We start from the raw sequence: 20,638 nt of genomic DNA on the forward strand, positions 1-20,638 counted from the left end.
TCGGCTCTGAATCGACCCTACCTGTTTGCAGCCTGCCTAAATTTCGTTATTGTGTCTAGGTGAGTCTCTTCACAGCCCGTCTGTATGAAGTTACCAAGAGAATATAATGCCTATTAGAACTGATGAGTTGCGCACTGCACGCATTGACACTCTGGTCACGCCTGATGAATTGGCAGCGGAATATCCGCTTGATGATCAGATAGCCAATACCGTGATGAGTGCCCGTAAAACAATAGAAAATATTTTAAGTGGGATAGATCCGCGTTTGCTGGTGATCGTTGGCCCCTGTTCGGTACACGATCCGAAAGCAGCCGTTGACTATGCACAGCGGTTGTATGCCCTGCACCAGCAGTATCATGATCGCCTGTTCATTGTTATGCGCACCTATTTTGAAAAGCCGCGTACGGTTGTCGGCTGGAAAGGGTTAATTTCAGACCCCTATCTTGATGGCAGTTTTCAGGTCAATCAGGGTATCAAAATAGCGCGTAAGCTGTTGCTCGATATCAATAAAATTGGTCAGCCAACAGCCACTGAGTTTTTGGATATGGTCACAGGCCAATATATTGCCGATCTGATCAGTTGGGGCGCAATTGGTGCCCGCACCACAGAAAGCCAGATCCACCGTGAAATGGCCTCTGCGCTGTCGTGTCCGGTTGGCTTTAAAAATGGTACTGATGGGAATGTACGTATCGCCATTGATGCCATACGTGCATCGAGTGCATCACACATGTTTTTATCGCCCGATAAACACGGCAAGATGACCGTTTACCGCACCTCGGGTAACCCTTACGGGCATATCATTTTACGCGGCGGAAAAGACCCCAATTATCAGGCGAAATATGTCTCGCAAGCCTGTGATCGCCTGCGTGAGTTTGATCTGGCAGAACATCTGGTGGTTGATTTTAGCCACGGCAATTGCCAGAAGCTTCACCGCCGTCAGCTCGATGTGTGCGATAACATTTGCGCACAAATTGAAGCCGGTTCTCGTGCGGTTGCGGGGATCATGGCTGAAAGCTTTTTGGTGGAAGGAAGCCAAAAAGTGGTTAATGGTCAGGCCGCGGTGTATGGCCAGTCAATCACTGATCCATGCCTGAGCTGGGCGGACACAGAAATTCTGCTCGAAAAACTCGCGACTGCAGTAGCCAGCCGCTTTTAGCACTCACAAAAAACTCCCCGTTATGGGGAGTTTTTTAAATCGCATGCATTCTGCAACGCATACTCAATAATTTGATTTCAAGCACCGGTTGTTAAGGGTTTCATATCAAACAACGCGCGCTGATTTGCCCTTTTTTAACTTGCCCATGACGTGCATTTCGCAACGCTTACAATCAAATTTCAAACGAAACGTATCGTTACCCATATCCAGTACCAACGGATCCGGTTTCAACCCTTTCACCTCTTTTGGGCACATGTTCTGGGTATAACGTAAGCAGTGTTTGGTGATCATCAGGGAAACTTCATCATCTTCCTGATTCAGCTCATAAGCCGGTGCAACCTCGTTCACACCGTGATCACGGTAAAAGGCTTCTGCCGCTTTATTGTAAACATTACCTAAATAACTCAAGGTATCTTGCGGGAAGGTGGCATTTTCCTCTGCCGTATGGCGCAGCGGGCGCTGATACCCTTGTGTACGGGCATGCTCAAGTTTCTCGCACGCCTCGCGCCGTAATGTGTTGAGTGCAGACACTGGGATAAACCACGCCTGTGACAACGTCACCTCTATCTTGCGCAGGTAAAATAGCGTATTACCAAGTTTGCCTAGCTGATCGCGTACCGTTTGATAAGCACGCTCAGGGTTATTGGCAACCGATTTTTCCGCCTCGAGCATCACCTCAACCGCAAAACCCTGCTCATCTTGCATCGTCAGGCAAAAGCCCTGCTCTGTTTCGGTAAAACTGAGATCAGCGGCAATCTGACGGGTGGCTGACTCTTTATCCAACACACCATCAAACTGCTGATCATGGTTGCGATAAATCACGGTATTCACGGTTAATCCGCGCACTGGCTCGGCAGTAAACAAGCGATGCCCATCGGCCCGATTGATCCGCAACCCACTTAGCTCATTACGCGCGGTGAAATAGCATAATCCATCACCGTTATTAAAGGTTGTCTGGCTGCTAACTTCAAACCAGTTAGGCCCAACTCGGGTAACTTTTCCAGCCTCTTCGCCAATATATTTGGGTGATCGGAACGAAGCAATTGTGGGTTGTCTTCCCAACAAAAAGTAGTCGGTACTGCCGCGATTAAAGGTTTTATCCGGATTTGGACTAAAGGTGTACTGGCTACGCCCCGCCGATGAACGGCTCAATTCAGGACGCTGCTCTAAAATTGTATCAAGCTGCTGACGATACCATGCTGTCACATTTTTAATGTACGACAGATCTTTTAAGCGCCCTTCAATTTTGAATGAACGCACGCCCGCATCAATCATTGCCGGTAAGTTTGCGCTCTGATTCATATCCTTAAGCGATAATAGGTGTTGATCTTGTACCAACACCTCGCCTTCACGGTTTTTCAGTGAGCAAGGTACACGGCAGATTTGCGCACATTCGCCACGGTTTGCACTGCGTCCGGTCAGCGCATGGCTGATATAACACTGGCCACTGTAAGCAACACAAAGTGCGCCATGGATAAAAAACTCAAGTTGTACAGAAGTTTGGGCAGAAATAGCGGCTATCTGCTCTAACGATAATTCACGGGCTAATACCACCTGTGAAAACCCGACATCTTGCAAAAACTTCACTTTTTCAGGGGTTCGGTTATCCAACTGAGTGCTGGCATGCAACGCAATCGGCGGTAAATCGAGCTGTAGTAGCCCCATATCCTGCACAATTAGGGCATCAGCACCCGCGTTCCACAACTGATGAGTCAGTAATTCAGCCTCTGCCAGCTCACTGTCTTTAAGGATAGTATTGAGTGCCACAAACACCTGAGCGCCATAACGGTGGGCAAAGGTGGTCAACAGTTCAATATCTGCAACACTGTTACCTGCATTAGATCGCGCCCCAAATGCCGGACCACCGATATAAACGGCATCTGCACCGTGTTTTATCGCTTCAATACCAAAGGCTGCATTTTTTGCCGGAGCAAGCAGTTCAAGCCGGTTATTTTGTACCATCATCAGTCAGCAAAACTCTGTTAGAAAACCATCATAAAACGCAAACATACAGTGTATAACAAATTGAGTATGACAACACATATTCACATTACACTGTTTTCTCTTATATTCATGCCACGCTAATATTTACTTGTTTGATTTAAAGCTAACTCTTATTCATGAATTATTGCAACGGTGTAATGATCATACGTACACTATTATTTATCTCATTAATTAATGACAGCACGTATTCATTTTAAATTTGCACACATTTAAAATGTACCACTATTCATATGCATAGTTCATCACACTCAGTAAACCAACAAGAAAAATGACGCGTTGATTTTTTATATTGCTCACACTGTAGGTTAACTCTGTGCATTTAGCATAATGTAAAAAAGAGCCTCTACAGGCTCTTTGATTCATATAAATATAAGCTAACTTTAATATTACACAGGTAATAACTGTTATCTCACAAATAGAGTTATATATTTATCACGCTATAGGGGTATGAAGTAACGGCAACATCATCCCAATATGTCATTAAATCTTATTGATCAAGAAATTATCTAAAGACTCACCGTTTTCCAATGCTTTTGCAATCAATGCTGGTGTGCGGCCTTGGCCTGTCCACGTTTTTACTTCACCGTTCTCATCTAAATATTCATATTTTGGTGCACGTGGCGCACGTTTTCCTTGCGCTTTAATCGGTGCTTTTGTAGCAGAAATTTGTAGTAAATCGCTTAGATCAATGCCATCTTCTTTTAGCATTTCACGATACTGCTCTAACTTGCGAGCACGGGCTTCTTCTTGTGCTTTTTGCACAGAATCTTCTTCACGACGCTCTTCTACAACAAGAGAGAGTTTCTCTAATACTGATTCTAACGTTTCAAAGTCAACTTCACGTGCAAAAGCACGCAGTGAACGTATATTTTTAAATAGAGCAATAATTTCTTGAGACATAATAATTAACACAACTAACAAATATTTTTCTAATAGTTAGCTATCAAGCACTACAAATAAGTAATGATAACCATGAAGTTCTATTTTAGAACGAAAATAGGATAAAGCCAATCTATCCTAATCAATTATTAATTCTTTTTACATTTTATTTGTATCATTAATAAGTATATCACCTCAGCATCTCTTACTCTTTTATTGCCCGTAAAATGACAAATTTCTGATTTGCTGCCACTGTACTACAGTTACCAAACAAGCGGCGTAATTTTAGGTGATACCCTAGATGCTGGTTTCCAATAATACGCAGCTCTCCTCCCTTTTTCAAACAACGCTTTGCATCATGGAACATTTGCCATGCGATATGATCGGTAACAGATTGCTGTTGATGAAAAGGTGGATTACATAATATTAACTGAATCGAGTTAGCTTCTATATTTTGTAAACTATCACCAATAATAAATTCACAACGTGTTAAATCTTGTGGGTAATTATCTTGTATATTAATATGACTAGAAGCAACCGCCATATAAGATTCATCAATAAAAATAATATGTGCATCTGGATTTTTTTTGAGTGTTGTCAACCCGATAACACCATTACCACACCCTAAATCAACAATATTACCTTGCGTATTAACAGGTAAATGTTGCATAAAAAATCGTGCACCAATATCTAAAGAAGCCCGTGAAAAAACATTTGCATGGTTTTGAATTTTTTCACCACTATTTTCCAGTATCCATGTGGTTGGATAGGGATTTTTACGTTCTGGGCGAGGTGCTATTTGCGCAAAAACCAACCGTGCTTTTTTCCACGCTAAACTGGTGGTTGTTTCACCAATAATTTGACTAAATAAATTTAGCGTAGAGGTATGAATATCACGTGCTTTTGCCCCTGCAATAATACGTGTTGTAGGTGTAATCACCGCACGCAATGACAGCAGTTGATACTCTAATAGTGCCAATGTTTTTGGAATTTTAATGATAACAAGTGCTGGATTTTGCGGCAAAGGCTGCATACAATCTTGCAAAATAACCTGTTCAGGCACTAGTTTATTACGTTGCATGTTTCTTAGTATTGCCTGTTGACTTACATACGAATCACTTACTGACACAGGTTTATGCGCATGTAACGCACACGTTAATGCACCAAAATTGTCATTAAAAATAATCACAGGGCCATTGATTTGATGCTCAACTAACTCCTGTAATAAGTATTCATCTGCAGCCTCCCATGCTTGTAATTCAGAAGTGTTCTCTTCAGGATAACGCACTAAATTTAATGTCAGCGATCCTGATTCAAAATGGCTCATGCCCCAACTCCATACGCGTATGATTCAATTTATATCGTTATTTTAACGTGAAATGTCGACGCTGTATTGATATTCATTGGTATAAAAACAGGTTAACAGTGTCATCTTTGCAAAAGGTATGACACTGATTCACACCTTACTGACATAATATTTAAATTTATGCTCGACAAATGGGTATGAATACGGAATCTTACACTTACTCTCATTAACTATTACATTTGAATTGCCTATGAATGCCGTTGTCATTGCCGTTTGTGTCATGTTGTTGTTAAGTTTATTGCGGGTAAACGTTGTGATTTCATTAACGTTTTCAGCAATTTTAGGTGGGCTTATTAGTGGAATGGATTTAAAGCAAACCATAGATACCTTTACAGGTGGTTTAGGTGGTGGAGCTGAAATTGCCTTAAGTTATGCAATGTTAGGTACATTTGCTGTAGCAATTTCTCGTTCAGGTATTACTGATGTTCTCGCACAATTTGTGATCAAAAAGTTAGGCTCAGAGGCGAGTGCAAATAAAGTATTCTGGTTTAAATACTTACTCTTGCTTGCTATTGCCATCATTGCTATTTCATCACAAAATGCAATCCCAATTCATATTGCGTTTATACCAATTCTTATTCCGCCATTATTACATGTGATGGCACAACTCAATATGGATCGGCGCGCAGTGGCTTGTGCCATTACATTTGGCCTGACAGCGCCCTATATGATCCTTCCTGTCGGATTTGGCGGTATCTTTCTCAATAATATTTTGCTGCAAAATCTCAACAATAATGGTTTGCACGTTACTGCCAATCAAGTTCCTACGGCGATGGCGCTTCCTGTTATGGGAATGATAGTTGGTTTATTAGTGGCTGTATTTTTTAGCTATCGAAAACCACGCCACTATGATGTAGCAAAAATTCTTGCCGCTGAACCAGAGAAAAAACGTATTGAGCCTCAACATTTGTGGGTGGCAGGCGCTGCAATTTTAGGTGCGTTAGGTGTACAGCTATATACCAACTCGATTATTCTTGGCGCATTGATGGGCTTTATTATTTTTATTATTGGTGGCGTGATTAACTGGCGTGATACGCAAGATGTCTTTAGCCGTGGCGTACAAATGATGGCGATGATCGGGTTTATTATGATCACAGCATCCGGTTTTGCCGCAGTAATGAAAGCCACCGGCAGTGTAGAAACTCTGGTACATTCGATTACTGATGTCATTGGCCACAACCGTGCTTTGGGTGCATTTTTGATGTTGGTAGTTGGCTTGTTAATTACGATGGGTATCGGCTCTTCATTCTCAACTGTGCCTATTATTGCAACTATCTATGTTCCGCTGTGTATCTCTTTTGGCTTCTCACCAATGGCAACCATCGCACTTGTAGGTGTTGCTGGCGCACTAGGTGATGCTGGCTCTCCTGCTTCTGACTCTACGCTTGGTCCAACATCAGGTTTAAATATGGATGGGCAACATGATCATATCTGGGATACTGTTGTTCCAACCTTTATTCATTACAATATTCCGTTACTGATGTTTGGTTGGCTTGCTGCAATGATCTTATAATCCATTGATTGAGTATTCGTGAATACATCTATCTTCCCAAGAATCATAACGATGAGAAATTGAATGTAGCAATAAAGCGTTAGCATACAAGCTAACGCTTTATTTTAGATTATACAAAGCACAGTATATCGCATGCCATTTTACTTTTTATCAAACATTTAGATCTGTATTATTGCCAAAGTGTACGTAATCGGCCACAAAGTGAAACGATTATAAATACAAGTGCACCAACCACTATTCCCCAAAGTGCATTCAGTAAAGTAGGCATCATAATAGCTAAAACATTGCCTAAATAAGCATAATGGCCAACATATAGAGTTATATTATTCATCATAGAACTCACAATATGCACACCATGAGCCACAATACCTCCCCCTACCATAAACATGGCAACAGTACCTACAACTGTTAATCCACGCATCAAATACGGGGCTGAATATAGAATAATTTTCCCAATTTTATGCAGTAAATGTGTTATTTTACCTTGTCCTTGACGTTGCATTAAATACAGCCCACCATCGTCAAGTTTAACAATTGCAGCAACAAGGCCATAAACGCCCGCAGTCATTGTTATTGAGACTACTGCAAGTACAGAAAACTGCAATAATAGCGATTTTCCAGCAACTGTACCTAATGCAATAGCAATAATCTCTGCTGATAAAATAAAGTCTGTTGTAATAGCCCCTTTGATTTTATCTTTTTCTGCTACCAGCGAGCTCTGATCGTCCATATTTTCAAGCGGTTTAGCCTTCTCGTTCTCTGACGAAGGATGTGATGATGCAGTAAGTGTATGCAAAATCTTCTCAAACCCTTCAAAACAGAGAAACATGCCACCCAACATAAGCAGCGGCGTAATTGCCCATGGAATAAATGCGCTAATTAGCAGTGCCATTGGCACTAAAATAAGTTTATTACGAAAAGAGCCTTTTGCTACAGCCCAAACAACAGGCAATTCACGATCAGCCTTTACCCCTGAGACTTGTTGGGCATTCAGTGCAAGATCATCCCCAAGCACTCCCACTGTTTTTTTGGCTGCAACTTTTGTCATTAAAGCAACATCATCTAAAATTGCCGTAATATCATCTAATAAAGCAAAAAAACTCGCACCAGCCATACTTTCCTCTGCAAAAAAACACAATCTCGATGATGTGTAGAGATGTACACCCTACACATTTATCACATGAATATATTCTATTATGCCGCAAATGCCCGATAAAATTTGCTTGTTTTATCTTGAAGAATAAGACAATGGTTATTTTTTACGCCAAAGTGTTACTTGCGAAAGTGTATGTTGATATTTTCGGGTGGTTTCTCGAATGACAAAGGGTACATCTGTTGGTGGTGTAATTAATTCAAAATGGGTATTTAATAGTTGATTAAGTTGTTGAAAACTATTTAATGATTCACCATTCTCTTTTTTTCCACCTAGCCAGTGCTCTTTTGGAGTGTGGTGTGCTAACCATGTATAGGGTGATGCTAATAACAAGACTCCCCCCTTGACGATGCGCTTTGTCATACTCTCTAAAAACAGAGCTGGATTTACTAATCGATCGATTAAATTTGCAGCAAAAACCAAATCATACTGTTGATACTTATCTTTAAGGTTGCAGGCATCTCCTTGTGTAAACCGTACTTTTTCTACTGTATTTTTAGGCAGGTTATATTGGGAAAGATGGATACTCCGATACTCAAGTAACTCCCCTTCCGTTGGAACGGCATAACGATACTCTTGCTGTAAGGTTAGTGATAAAGCGATATCAATAAAACGAGCTGAGTAATCAACGCCATCAACCTCTTGAAAATAGCGCGCTAATTCAAAACTGGCTCGGCCAACAGCACAGCCAATATCGAGAGCACGATTGCGTTGCCGACAATGCGGAATAACAAGTTCAATTAATTGCGTAGCAAAATTAGGCACTGAAAAGTGTGATTGCCCATAATGAAAATCAAGATATTGCCCAACTAACTGATCTGTTTCATAGGGATTAATGATATCAGGCTCTTGGTAATTCGAGGCAACATAACGAAATCCAGCATGCTGGAAAAAGTGTCGACGAAACGCATACCGTGCATGCTGTGTCGCTAAATTTCCAGTCGATACCCACGAACCGCCCTTGATTAAGGTATGTTTTCCATCAAAGGTTGGCGTTGAAAAATCATCATACAACGGGTGAACAGCAAACCCATCAAAGCCATCAATTGCGGTAGAAGTCCACTGCCAAACATTACCAACCACATCACACAATGATCCATGTATAAAATAATCAACAGGACATGGTGAAGCCCAATATGCCAAATCAATATTAGCCGGTACAGATGTATCTTTTGCTAACCATGCAGGGTGATCAATCTCGATTGCTTGCCGTAATTGTACCCATTGTGCCTCACTGGGTAGTTTGATTGGTAACCCTGTTGCAGCCGCTTTCCAACGACAAAACGCATCAGCTTCAAGTTGATTCACTTCTACTGGCCAGTTCCATGGTATTGGCACTTCTTGTAACATCAAACGCAAACGCAATTTCTCTGGTTGATTTGCATCTCCGATCCAGAATGAGGGTTGCACTGTTTTTGCAAACTGACACCAACGCCATCCTTCATCACTCCACCACTGCTGTTGCATATAACCATTATCGGCAACAAACAGATAAAACTCTGCATTACTCACAAGCATACGCGACACAGAGAAATCATCGAATGCCGCTGTACGCTGGCCATACTCATTATCCCAACCATAAGTTGTAGCAGAGCGATCTTTTCCTAATAACAACGTATTTCCTGGCTGTGCAATCAAACTATTATTTGGTACATGGGCTCGTTGATGCTCGACTATTGGGCAAATCGGCCACATGGCATTAGGTTTAACCCACGAAAGTGGTAACTGACGGATTAACACAGATGAAGTTTCAAGGTGGATGCGCTCATGCTCTATCCCCATTAAAATAACCCATGCTGGGCTATCATCTCGTATTGGTAGCGACAGTGGCATCTGCTCAATAAAGTTACTAACACAAGCTTTTACCCGCGCCCGATAATCTCTCAGCGTCGTTAGATCTGGCCATATATAGTGCAGCTCATTGAGATCATCCCAGCTCATTTCATCAACACCAACGGCCATCATCGATTCAATGTCAGGGTCTAAACGCGTATATAATAACTGAGCCACAATGAGTTTATTAATGAAAAAAGTTGCAGTGTGGCCATAATAAAAAATTAATGGATGACGCAAACTTATTGCTTTAGTAAACCACGCTTGCTCATCACATAGACACGTAAACAATGCTTCATAACGTGTAAATACATCTAAAAATGTGGCTAATATCTCAGATCTTTTTTGTTCAAGATCATCCCCTATTAACAATACTGTCCCTGCCACACTATTTTGTCGCATAACAATATGCTGTGTTGACACCGTATGTTTTACCTGCAACGCCATAAAAGCTGCTCTCCCTAAGTTTAATGGTGATATCCCTAATATTTATGGTCAGTAAATAGCATAAAATTTTATTTTGTGAATGACTAACCCATAGAGTTCATATTTAGCCACACTTTAATTATAGACGTATATCTATCATTACTGGCAGACTAAAAAAAGTTGCTCTTTATCGCTTTATATACGGTATCGTGGCTATGCAATCATTAACATAACTCATGGTTTTATCTCTATGTTTACATCTCACTTAATTATTGAGCTTGTATTGCTAACATCAGTTTCCGCTTTTGCTATCGGAGTATGGTTTTTCTTTTTAAGCCGGAGATTTAATAACCACAAAAAAGCCTTTACCTCTGTATTATCCTGCATCTCTTCAATTGTTTTTTGGTGTATTATTTTACTTACTATAACCGAAACAGTGAGTATATTTTTAAAGCACCTTCATTTATCCTACGATTATCAAGAGTGGATTGGCACAATTAACATAACGTTAATCTCTGCCATTGTGATTAAATATGTATTTGCACTTATCATGCGAATAGAAACGTCACAAATTGAAAAAGGAAATGATGTTACTACATCAAGAGCAATTGCTCGCTTACTCAAATCTATTACTGTTCTTACACTAATATTATTAGTAGGCCAGCATTTTGGATTAAGCCTATCGGGATTAATGACTTTTGGTGGCGTTGGTGGTATTACCATTGGTTTAGCCGCTAAAAATATTATCAGTAACTTTTTCTCTGGTTTGATGCTCTATTTTGATCGTCCATTTAACGTAGGTGACTGGATCCGTTCACCTGATCGCAATATTGAAGGTACAGTATGTGAAATCGGCTGGCGGTTAACGAAAATAACCACATTTGATCATCGCCCACTGTATGTACCTAACTCTGTATTTTCATCAATTAGCGTAGAAAATCCGGGAAGAATGACTAATCGCCGGATAAAAACCACATTAAGTTTACGCTACCAAGATGCAGCAGTCATCGGTGATGTTGTTAATGATATTAATCAGATGCTTAAAACGCATCCAGATATTGATACCAAACAAACACTGCTCGTCTATTTTGATGAATTTGCAAGCTCGTCTTTAAGTATTATGATTTATTGTTTTACTCGAACAACAGCATGGGCTGAGTGGCTACGTGTACAGCAAGATGTTTATCTAAAAATGATTGAGATTATACATCAACATAACGCTGATTTCGCATTTCCAAGTCAAACGCTCTATCTTGATAAAGAGTCATCTTAATTTTATTTTGCAATATCCTACAGGGGCTAGTGACTTTAACTGCCCCTATACTCTCTTATTTAAAAAATAATGAACATAAAACATTTTTGACAAATGATAAAATTATAGCGAAATAGCATTAATACATATTCAATGATATCCCCCTCTTTAATTATCAATGTAAAAATAACAATAATAAAAATCACTCCTGATTATTGTGCTATATTAAAAAATACATGTAATGTAAATTAGATTAAAACACGATAAAGGAAGAGTAGACTCTGTTATGGAACAACACATTGATAATGTAAACACAGCAACAATGCTCTCTAAATTAAACATTGCTTGTACTCATAACTCTCTTTGGCTTGTGTTAGATAGTCGCCAGATAGGGGGTATTGAAAATCATGTATTCACATTAGCTGAAGCATTACAAAAACAAGGTCTCCACCCAACGGTGGTATTAATGGATGACTACGGCTCAAGCCCAAATATCAACCGATTAAAACGTCTTAATATTCCCTATTATATTTGTCATGGCTCGCGTGATTTCATTCGAAACATGCGCAAAAATCGTCCGGCATTATTGCATTCACATGGTTATAAAGCAGGTATTATATGCCGTGTTTTTGGCTATTTATCTGGTATAAAAGTTATATCCACTTATCATTCAGGGGATATAGGCACAGGCCGTTTGCGATTTTATACTATGCTTGATTTACTCACCGCATATTTAGCACCTAGAATTGCAGTAAGCCAAAGTATTGCTCAACGTCTATATAAACCTGTCACTGTTATTCCTAATTTTGTAAATATGCCGACAAAATTAAATATTAACCAACATACTCGTATTGGTTTTGTCGGTCGTTTAAGTTATGAGAAAGGCCCTGATATCTTTTGTCAGTTGGCCAAAGATCACCCTTATGCTGAGTTTCATTTATATGGTGATGGCCCGATGCGTACAGAATTACAAGCCCAGTATGATGACCAAGTGATTTTCCACGGTTTTTGTACTGATATGGCACAAATTTGGCCTGATATTGATTTACTCTGTATCACTTCACGGGCAGAAGGGTTGCCACTTGCCGCACTTGAAGCTCTTGCTCATGGTATACCTGTCTGTACATTTAATATTGGTGGTTTAGGTGATTTAATTCGAGATAATTATAATGGTTGGCTAATTCCAGCTGAAAATATACCTAAAATGAACCAAGCCATTGCGCATTGGTTAACATTAGATGATACTACTCGAACTCAACTACAACAATGTGCGCAAGAATTAATAGCCAATCAATACACACCCGAAGCCGTTGTTCCTCAAATTATAGCGCAATATGCATTAGCACTGTCGATTTAAATATGTCTCATTATCAATACCTAAAAAATTAACATATCAGCTTTTTAATGACTTCAAGCGGCTGCTGATAGACAATTTCAGCTCTAAATGTGGCCGCAACTTTCTCACCGGCCTCTCCTAACTGACGTATTAATGCCGGTTGCTGTTGTAATAGTGTTAAACACTGCAACAATGTTTCGCTACTATCAGGTTGATATTTCAAACAGTTTATCCCATGCTCAAGTTTTTGATCCCAATATGCACCATCTGCTGGGATAATGACACATAAACCCACACACAAAGCTTCTAGAATAGATAGTCCAAAAGGTTCATTTTTACTGGTTGAAATAAAAACAGTACAGGCAGAACGAATTTGATCAAGATTATCTGGCTCTTCATGCCAATGCACGTTGGAAATAGTTTGCGATATTTGTGTTACTGGTAGCGTAATGTCTTTAGGGCGCAAAAAACAGATCTCTGTTTCCCAAGCAACAGTGTTGGGTGTATCTATCGCCGCTTGTTGTAAAACATGAAGCAGCAGATCTAAACCCTTCCACTTTAAGAGTGATGCCGCCCAAAAAATCCTCACAGGCCGCTCTTTTGTATTTGCGTTAATGGGTATCATGGCCGATGGCCAGCGTGAACGAGGAATACCATTTTGCATAATAGACCAAGTATCACTGTGTAAACGTTGATTGATTTTTTCGTCTGTCTCACCTGTAGCACGCAATGCCGCTTTCAGTGACTCTTGGCAACTGGCTAAATACAGTACTCGGTCTGCCATTTTTAAACAACGCCCACAAGTGCGTGAACACGCCACAGGGCCATGAACTAATTGTATTATCTGGGCTGACACAATTAATTTACTCAAATACAACGCCAAATCTACGCCTGGCCCTGATCCACCCACCAATAAGCTTCCCATTCCTAAACGAATACGCAGTAATAATACTTGTAACGCAAAAAAGAGATGCCGTAAAAAATAGGGTATTCCCGACTCAGCAGTACGAACAAACGGCAATTCATATAAGTTAACTGTACGCCACCCTGTTGTTTTCCAAGCACCTGCATTCCGAGTAAGCACTGTGATTTTTACACTCTCTTCTGGTAACAACCCTAAAAAATAGCGGTTAGCAATTTTTGAACCACCATTAAATGCAATAGGATCAAGCAATAAAATACATTTTGTCATTTTGTACCTCTTGAAAAAAAAGCACACATACGTAGCCAGACCCAACGTAATAACCCAGGAAAGCATCGCCAACCGTTATACCATGTAAGATATGTTGTTGAATTTGTTAATAGCTGCTGATATATAACCTGAATATCTTGGACATAACGCTCAACAGAGAATTGCTGTGAAACGCGTAATTGGCCAGCTTTTCCCATTTGTAACCGTTGTTCAGGTGAGTTATATAATTGTTCTATCGCTGCAACTAGCGCATTAACATCTTCTGCAGGAAACAATACACCTGATAATTGATCAGCCACAACATCAGGTATTCCTCCCACTTTTGGAGCAATAACGGGTAAGCCTGCCCATCCTGCCTCAGCTAAAACAAGACCAAATACCTCTTCACGCGCAGCAGATACCATAATGTCAGCACCTCCGCGTAGCCATCCACCAACATCGGTTATCTCCCCCCCAAGAAAGACGTATTGCATTACACCAAGATCGTGAATTTGCTGCGTAAGTGCAAAATGAGCATCACCTTCACCTAACATAACCAATGCCACATCACACTGTTTATCTCTTAACTGTTTGATAGCATTGATAAGAATATCCATTCCTTTTCGAGCAATGAGTGAGCCAACAGTAATGAGCAATAATCTCTTTTCAGGAATGCCAAAGTGCTGGCGAATATCTACAATCGAATGAGATGCTAATCGGTCAGCATCAATACCATTATAAATAACGTTAAGACGCTCATTAGGCACTCCATCATCAATGAGACCCTCAATCACGGGCCTACTTACACCAACAACACATGACACCTGATGAAGCAATAAACTGTAACGATCACGTGGCTGATAACGTGCGTGCAAATGTGCAAGTAAGGGTAAATGATAAGAGCGTGCAACAGGTACTACCCACTGACAAGGCGCACCACTATTGCAATGAATCAGTTTAATTTTATGCTCACGGATAATATGACTGGTTTGCCTAATCAATCTCCAATAAGCACGGAGGTCGCAACGTGGAGAGGACCAGCCACCCAGTAATGTAAAAGGGGTAAAGTATACCGTCACATTCAGTAATGCGACTTGCGTTAATAACGCTTGATTATTACTCCATACTATCGGTAAATATTGCTGAATATCTAGCCTTGTCAATAAATCTAATAAACAACGCTCACTGCCTCGTATCCATGTTTCACCATAATGAACAAATAAAATAGGGGTCAGCATGATATTCATCATCCTTTCATTAAATTTTACTATCACGCCAATATCTTATTTAAAATAAGAAAATTACTGTATATCGGCATACTTACAAACGTAACTCTCGCTGTTTCTCAATTGCGCGCATTCCTGCTACAGCAATAGCCAGTTGTAAATAAACCGGCCATGTAAAACCTTGCGTGAGAAAAGTGCCTGAAATACAAAATCCAATAATGCTTGAAACCACTCCATTAATTGCAATGGATACTGAATATGGTGCTGAGTCATTCAAATGAGTAGCAACATGCCAAACATGCCATAAAGTTGAAAATAACATAATTAAAAAAACTATCAGCCCTAAAAAACCGGTCTCAGATAATACATTAAACCATGTAGAGTGAACCGCATGATTTAATCCATCCCAGTGCGGACTATAAAAATAGTAATTATAATAAAAATTATTTAATCCAACACCACGAAATGGGTGTGCAACTGCCATTCCCCATGCAGCCTCCCATGCATATAACCGCCCCATCGCAGAGGCATCTATTCCATCCTCTGCTGCACCACCAGAACTACGACCACTGATTCCAGCAACAGCAAATAAAATTAATAGTGCAACAGTACCTAAAGAAAACAATAATACTTTTGATTTTATTTTCCGATAACCAGCAACAGCCATTACTGCACAAATACCCAGTAAACCACCCCGACTTTGTGTTGCAATAATAGCTAACAAATTAACTAAAAACCCGGCAAAGCCAAAAAAACGCTCTATTTTATGTGCCCGTGACTCAAGTGCTGTCGCTAACGAAAATCCAGCAGGAAATAATAGCACTAATGCTAAATCATTTGGGTCTCCTAACACTGAACCCAATTCTCGGCCAATAGTCACACGGGTCTCCTCTACTAACCCAATTCCTGCACTTTTGTTATAAAGAGCTACAATACCTACAAGCAAACCACAACTAATAAATACTCGCGTGGCCATAGAGAAATCAGTTGGTTTATCCATCAACCATGCAATAGCAAATGTCATTGTGACAATTTTCACATATGTACCATTCCAAGCAGCCAACGCTTCACCACGGTTTGCAGCCATAAAAACACCGATAGTGACTAACACAAAAAAAATACTTAGCCATTTAAATTCTGAACACCAAAATGGTTGTATTTTTTTTGTCATTAACGTGTGCCATAACAATACAGCCAATGCAGCTACAGCAAGAAGTTGTGGTAACCGCAACGGATTAAGCTGAGGGATAACTTCATGAATACGGAAAAAAGAGAACGCAATAAATGCCAAAACCACCCAAAATGGAAAGCGAAAAACCAATAAAATCCCAATAGTCAGCATACCCAAAACAGGGCCAATTAATGGTAATGGCACAAACCACCAGATAACAGAAACTAAAAAACAAAGTAGTGTACTAATAATGATTGGCTTACCATGGCGAACTATAAAATGGGGTGTTGGAGTACCCACCACTGGCCTATCCATATTGCTCCCCCCATTAATAATGCAGAACTTATTACCCCATACCACCGATAAGGTAAAAATAATAATTTCTGGCTATAATATAAAAATAATCCTGCACGTAATACATTCACGAATAACTGGCTAATGATAACGCCAAAAACACCAAAAAAAGGAATTAACACTGCATATCCACCCACACCAATAAGGCTAGTGACTAGATGAATATTCATTTGTATCTTGCTATCTGATTGGCTATAACAACCCACATTCATTAATTCAGATTGTGTTTTAAAAGCCATGGCAGCCACCAGCCATGGTACTAATTGTATTGCAGGATGATAATCAACAGGTGTTAATATCATAATTAAATAAGGTGAAATAATACCGACAACACCTGCTAATAAATAACCACAGGATGCACCAAACTCTGCAAAATCAGCGTTTTTTTGTAATCCGTTCTCATCAAGTAATAATTGAAAACGCTTAGGATACCACCACAGAGCAAAGGGCTGTAAAATTAACCCAGCAGCCAATGCAAACTTAGCAGCAACGGCATAATAAGCTAACTCGGTTTCCCCAGCAGAACCGGCTAACCACCAACGATCTAATCCTGCTATAGCAAAGCCCGCTAACCCACTAATTAAAATAGGAAAACCATAACGTAAATAATGCATGCTACTTTGCAATTTAAAATGAGCACCTGTATCACGCCACTGCCAATAGCCCATCAACATCGCCTGCCCTAAGCTAGTAAGAGCGCCTACCACTATCACCCCCTTCACACCGTGACCACTGCGCAGAAAAATCCAAATTAGAAACGCTTGTATCACCACTCTTCCGGCCGTACATAAGAAGAAAAAACGGGCCATACTTTTCATCCGTATCCACGCCAATGGAATACCAATAACGCCTTCTAAAGCGATAGAAAGCAAAACCCAGCGTATAACGGAAACAGGCACCCCACCTGGCAATAATGCTGCAATCTTTGCTGCAAAAGGAAAAAGAACCAGAATACCAAAAGTTGCAATCATCAAAGTCTGACCAAATAGAGCACCTGCAACATGATTTCGTGCTTCTGATGTATGCGATACGCCGGCAAAGCGATATAACGCATCAACTAACCCTAGCCCTAGCAATAATGTACCGATATTAATCAGTGCAAGTAACACCTCTAGTTGCCCAAACTCTGCTGTCGACAAATAGTGGGTAAAAACTGGCAACATGAGCAGTGAGATCCCCTTCATTAGGATCAGCCCAAGGCCATAAAAAAACATCTGCTGCAATGCTGCTGGAATATTTATTCGCATGGTGTCCATACCACAACAAGCTAAAAAGTTATCAGATCTTTATAGTCATGTTTCTGATTATTGACTAGATAAACTGGCAAAATAAGCAAAAGAGTCTTAATAATTAAGTATTACTCTTTCATTTTTCTAAGGTGAGTTGCAGTCATGACATGGATACGTCACCTTCGGTTATGGGCCAAACAGGGGCAATCGCCTTATGCACGCTGGATATGGCGCACAGCAAAACAGCTACGCTCCTGCTCTTTTCCTGTGTTCCCCCCCTTACACCGAATGTTATACACATTGCATTACATCATTAAAAATATGCTGTCAGGATTACTACGCATACTGTACTGGACTCCTCTATTTCAAAGTCGACTGACTGCACCTGCCTCTCAGCTTTACCTGTATAGCGGTATGCCACAAGTTATTGGCCCGTTGCACATTAGCATTGGTAAAAAATGCCAAATCAGTGGTGTCTCTTCATTTATTGGCCGCCAAACCACGAGTGCTGCACATTTAGAAATTGGTGATCGTTGTCATATCGGCTGGCAAACTACATTTGCTGTTGGCCGAAAAATTAAGATTGGTAATGATGTATTTATGGCTGGAAAAGTTTTTTTAGCTGGTTTTCCAGGTCATCCGTTAAACCCTGAAGAGCGTGCTGCTGGCCTAGCAGAGCATGAAGATCAAGTCGGTGATATTGTGTTAGAAGATAAAGTTTGGCTAGGAACAGGGGTTATGGTTAATGCTGGTGTTCATATCGGCTATGGTACTGTTGTAGCAGCAGGCAGTATTGTGACCCATAATCTACCTGAACGTGTACTTGCAGCCGGTATTCCAGCCAAAGTAATCAAAGCCCTTCCCTCTGAATCACTCCTCTCTTTAGCAGCAGGTTCTCAGCCCTTTGTACGCGAGCCCTCTCATGAATAACCATCAAAATATGGAAAACCGTGCGGATAAACCGCCATTAGTCGTTTTAGGTGAAGATTGGGGCGGCCATCCAAGTAGTACTCAACATCTGATTAAACGCCTATTACATGATCGTCAGATTATCTGGGTTAACTCTATTGGCTTACGTAGACCTCGCTTTAATCGGCGTGATTTAACCCGTTTATGGCAAAAATTATGGGCAATTTTACGTCACCATTACCAGAAAAAAAAACATTCGGACATAAACTCACATACGCAAGCGCATATTGTGGAAACAACCGTTGTTGAGGCTATGACACTTGATAATACAAATATTGAAGCAACAAAACATCAAACTACAAAGCTTGAAAATACAGACTCATCATCTGAATATGAAGCTATATCTCAAGACACTTCAACATTGAATGCACCTTTTGTTATCGCACCATTGGCTTTACCCTTACCAGGCGTTGCATGGGCAAGGCCAATTAACCGTTACCTGCTCAAAAAACAGATCCTCAGCGTGATGAAAAAGCATCACATCACATCACCTATTTTGTGGTTGTCTCTGCCCACTGGGGTAGATCTCATTGATACATTAAATGAGCGCGCCGTAATCTACTATTGTGGTGATGATTTCTCTGCCTTAGCAGGAGTCGATCATCAAGCTATTCATCCATTAGAACAAGAACTTGTTGAAAAAGCAGACCTTATCCTCGCGGCAAGCCCAACATTAGCATCCCGGTTTCCACCAGAAAAAACTCAACTCCTTCCACACGGTGTGGATATACAACTGTTCTCTCAACCCCAAGCACGGGCCGTTGATTTACCTATTGGAAAACCTATCGCTGGGTTTTATGGCAGTCTCTCAACATGGATAAACGTTGAACTACTTGCCGAAGTTGCCCGTACATTAACAAACTGGAATTTTGTCCTAATAGGCCCAATTCAAACTGATATTTCAGCTTTTCATGGTATCAAAAATATCTATATTTTAGGCCCTAGAGCACACCATGATCTTCCCGCCTATGTGCAATATTGGCAAGTTTCTATGCTGCCATTTTACGATAATGCACAAATAAGAGCCTGTAACCCGCTTAAGTTGCGTGAATATTTGGCCGCAAAAAAACCCATTGTATGCACCGATTTCCCCGCACTTGATGGTTATCGTGATCTCATCCATACCGCTAACTCTGCCCATAGTTTTTGTATGGCGTTACAACTTGCGGCGCTAGATACACCTAAACAAAGTTATATGTTTGAGCAAAGCAACAATAAATTGCCTACATCACTAGAGATCAATAGCTTAGAAACTGACCATACTTACAATGAGCCTGCTAATATAGAACAATTTAGCCAATGGCTAAAACACTCCTCTCCTGATTGGGATGCTGTTATTCAGTTAGGTATGCAGCGCCATGAACGTTACCAGCGAGTTACCGAACAGAGCTGGGAAGCTAGAGTGAATGACCTTAACCTTCTGTTGGATCGTCTATGATTTCCCCTTACTCTCACCTTCACTTATTATGTCATCACTTATATTGGTCTGCATATAAGCAAACAGGTCTGTATTCGCGTAGATTAATCATTCGTATAAAGTATCTATCCCTAATATCCCTAATATCCCTAATATCCCTAAAATATACTCGTTCTAGTTTAT

General features: G+C 40.4%; 15 protein-coding genes. 6 read left to right on the forward strand and 9 right to left on the reverse strand.

The genetic code is table 11. The annotated features are described in order from the left end of the window. The first annotated feature begins 106 nt into the window (after window positions 1–106). Window positions 107–1,156 (forward strand): 3-deoxy-7-phosphoheptulonate synthase, encoded by a 1,050-nt coding sequence (locus tag ACRC53_RS04785; RefSeq protein WP_438642402.1) that lies wholly within the window; start codon window positions 107–109, stop codon window positions 1,154–1,156. 105 nt (window positions 1,157–1,261) lie between these two features. Here the strand turns inward: ACRC53_RS04785 and ACRC53_RS04790 are convergent, their stop codons facing one another. The 3 genes from ACRC53_RS04790 to rlmG all read right to left on the reverse strand — a co-directional run bounded on the left by ACRC53_RS04790 (window position 1,262) and on the right by rlmG (window position 5,366). Further along, window positions 1,262–3,121 carry a peptidase U32 family protein gene (locus tag ACRC53_RS04790; protein WP_438642403.1) on the reverse strand — a complete coding sequence of 620 codons (1,860 nt, stop codon included), beginning with the start codon at window positions 3,119–3,121 and terminating at the stop codon, window positions 1,262–1,264. A 519-nt stretch (window positions 3,122–3,640) separates the two neighbouring features. Then, window positions 3,641–4,060, reverse strand: coding sequence for an H-NS family histone-like protein (locus ACRC53_RS04795; RefSeq protein WP_438642404.1), 420 nt, complete (start codon window positions 4,058–4,060; stop codon window positions 3,641–3,643). Window positions 4,061–4,244: 184 nt separating this feature from the next. Beyond that, window positions 4,245–5,366, reverse strand: a complete 1,122-nt coding sequence (gene rlmG, locus ACRC53_RS04800) for a 23S rRNA (guanine(1835)-N(2))-methyltransferase RlmG (protein WP_438642405.1) — start codon at window positions 5,364–5,366, stop codon at window positions 4,245–4,247. Between the two features lie 229 nt (window positions 5,367–5,595). Here rlmG and ACRC53_RS04805 point away from each other — a divergent pair, with 229 nt between their 5' ends. Beyond that, complete coding sequence (locus tag ACRC53_RS04805) at window positions 5,596–6,918, forward strand: Na+/H+ antiporter family protein (RefSeq protein ID WP_438642406.1); 1,323 nt, start codon at window positions 5,596–5,598, stop codon at window positions 6,916–6,918. Window positions 6,919–7,087: 169 nt separating this feature from the next. Here ACRC53_RS04805 and ACRC53_RS04810 read toward each other — a convergent pair whose 3' ends face one another. Together ACRC53_RS04810 and ovoA are read right to left on the reverse strand one after the other, a co-directional pair. Then, a complete protein-coding gene (locus tag ACRC53_RS04810; RefSeq protein WP_438642407.1) occupies window positions 7,088–8,032 on the reverse strand; it encodes a DUF808 domain-containing protein in 945 nt (314 codons plus the stop codon). A 138-nt stretch (window positions 8,033–8,170) separates the two neighbouring features. Then, a complete protein-coding gene (ovoA, locus tag ACRC53_RS04815; RefSeq protein WP_438642498.1) occupies window positions 8,171–10,306 on the reverse strand; it encodes a 5-histidylcysteine sulfoxide synthase in 2,136 nt (711 codons plus the stop codon). A gap of 274 nt (window positions 10,307–10,580) precedes the next feature. Between ovoA and ACRC53_RS04820 the strand changes: the two genes are divergently transcribed. Together ACRC53_RS04820 and ACRC53_RS04825 are read left to right on the forward strand one after the other, a co-directional pair. Then, entirely contained in the window at window positions 10,581–11,603 is a 1,023-nt protein-coding gene (locus ACRC53_RS04820) for a mechanosensitive ion channel family protein (RefSeq protein ID WP_438642408.1), read from the forward strand. Window positions 11,604–11,868: 265 nt separating this feature from the next. After that, window positions 11,869–12,939: a glycosyltransferase family 4 protein gene (locus ACRC53_RS04825; RefSeq protein ID WP_438642409.1), complete on the forward strand. Its 1,071-nt coding sequence runs from the start codon at window positions 11,869–11,871 to the stop codon at window positions 12,937–12,939. 28 nt (window positions 12,940–12,967) lie between these two features. On the opposite strand, the gene ACRC53_RS04830 is transcribed toward ACRC53_RS04825, so the two are convergent. The 4 genes from ACRC53_RS04830 to ACRC53_RS04845 form a co-directional block, all read right to left on the reverse strand. Then, complete coding sequence (locus tag ACRC53_RS04830; RefSeq protein WP_438642410.1) at window positions 12,968–14,110, reverse strand: glycosyltransferase family 4 protein; 1,143 nt, start codon at window positions 14,108–14,110, stop codon at window positions 12,968–12,970. After that, window positions 14,107–15,327 carry a glycosyltransferase family 4 protein gene (locus ACRC53_RS04835; RefSeq protein ID WP_438642411.1) on the reverse strand — a complete coding sequence of 407 codons (1,221 nt, stop codon included), beginning with the start codon at window positions 15,325–15,327 and terminating at the stop codon, window positions 14,107–14,109. Before ACRC53_RS04835 ends, ACRC53_RS04830 begins: the two co-directional genes overlap by 4 nt. A gap of 82 nt (window positions 15,328–15,409) precedes the next feature. After that, window positions 15,410–16,801 carry an O-antigen ligase family protein gene (locus ACRC53_RS04840; protein ID WP_438642412.1) on the reverse strand — a complete coding sequence of 464 codons (1,392 nt, stop codon included), beginning with the start codon at window positions 16,799–16,801 and terminating at the stop codon, window positions 15,410–15,412. After that, complete coding sequence (locus ACRC53_RS04845) at window positions 16,759–18,087, reverse strand: lipopolysaccharide biosynthesis protein (RefSeq protein ID WP_438642413.1); 1,329 nt, start codon at window positions 18,085–18,087, stop codon at window positions 16,759–16,761. The genes ACRC53_RS04840 and ACRC53_RS04845 overlap by 43 nt, the downstream gene beginning before the upstream one ends. 144 nt (window positions 18,088–18,231) lie before the next feature. On the opposite strand from ACRC53_RS04845, the gene ACRC53_RS04850 reads away from it, so the two are divergent. Beyond that, window positions 18,232–18,999, forward strand: coding sequence for an acyltransferase (locus tag ACRC53_RS04850; protein WP_438642414.1), 768 nt, complete (start codon window positions 18,232–18,234; stop codon window positions 18,997–18,999). Continuing rightward, window positions 18,992–20,476, forward strand: coding sequence for a glycosyltransferase (locus tag ACRC53_RS04855; protein ID WP_438642415.1), 1,485 nt, complete (start codon window positions 18,992–18,994; stop codon window positions 20,474–20,476). The genes ACRC53_RS04850 and ACRC53_RS04855 overlap by 8 nt, the downstream gene beginning before the upstream one ends. Window positions 20,477–20,638 lie beyond the last annotated feature (162 nt).

It is taken from the genome of Plesiomonas sp. (genome assembly GCF_051652165.1).
GTDB lineage: Bacteria > Pseudomonadota > Gammaproteobacteria > Enterobacterales > CAMTGL01 > Plesiomonas.

Excerpts from the sequence above, each read along its gene's own strand:
- ACRC53_RS04795 (WP_438642404.1), bottom strand. The coding sequence starts at position 4,060 with ATGTCTCAAGAAATTATTGCTCTATTTAAAAATATACGTTCACTGCGT.
- ACRC53_RS04855 (WP_438642415.1), top strand. The coding sequence starts at position 18,992 with ATGAATAACCATCAAAATATGGAAAACCGTGCGGATAAACCGCCATTA.
- ACRC53_RS04825 (WP_438642409.1), top strand. The coding sequence starts at position 11,869 with ATGGAACAACACATTGATAATGTAAACACAGCAACAATGCTCTCTAAA.
- ovoA (WP_438642498.1), bottom strand. The coding sequence starts at position 10,306 with ATGCGACAAAATAGTGTGGCAGGGACAGTATTGTTAATAGGGGATGAT.
- ACRC53_RS04835 (WP_438642411.1), bottom strand. The coding sequence starts at position 15,327 with ATGCTGACCCCTATTTTATTTGTTCATTATGGTGAAACATGGATACGA.
- ACRC53_RS04850 (WP_438642414.1), top strand. The coding sequence starts at position 18,232 with ATGACATGGATACGTCACCTTCGGTTATGGGCCAAACAGGGGCAATCG.
- ACRC53_RS04830 (WP_438642410.1), bottom strand. The coding sequence starts at position 14,110 with ATGACAAAATGTATTTTATTGCTTGATCCTATTGCATTTAATGGTGGT.
- ACRC53_RS04785 (WP_438642402.1), top strand. The coding sequence starts at position 107 with ATGCCTATTAGAACTGATGAGTTGCGCACTGCACGCATTGACACTCTG.
- rlmG (WP_438642405.1), bottom strand. The coding sequence starts at position 5,366 with ATGAGCCATTTTGAATCAGGATCGCTGACATTAAATTTAGTGCGTTAT.
- ACRC53_RS04840 (WP_438642412.1), bottom strand. The coding sequence starts at position 16,801 with ATGGATAGGCCAGTGGTGGGTACTCCAACACCCCATTTTATAGTTCGC.
- ACRC53_RS04845 (WP_438642413.1), bottom strand. The coding sequence starts at position 18,087 with ATGCGAATAAATATTCCAGCAGCATTGCAGCAGATGTTTTTTTATGGC.
- ACRC53_RS04820 (WP_438642408.1), top strand. The coding sequence starts at position 10,581 with ATGTTTACATCTCACTTAATTATTGAGCTTGTATTGCTAACATCAGTT.
- ACRC53_RS04810 (WP_438642407.1), bottom strand. The coding sequence starts at position 8,032 with ATGGCTGGTGCGAGTTTTTTTGCTTTATTAGATGATATTACGGCAATT.
- ACRC53_RS04790 (WP_438642403.1), bottom strand. The coding sequence starts at position 3,121 with ATGATGGTACAAAATAACCGGCTTGAACTGCTTGCTCCGGCAAAAAAT.
- ACRC53_RS04805 (WP_438642406.1), top strand. The coding sequence starts at position 5,596 with ATGAATGCCGTTGTCATTGCCGTTTGTGTCATGTTGTTGTTAAGTTTA.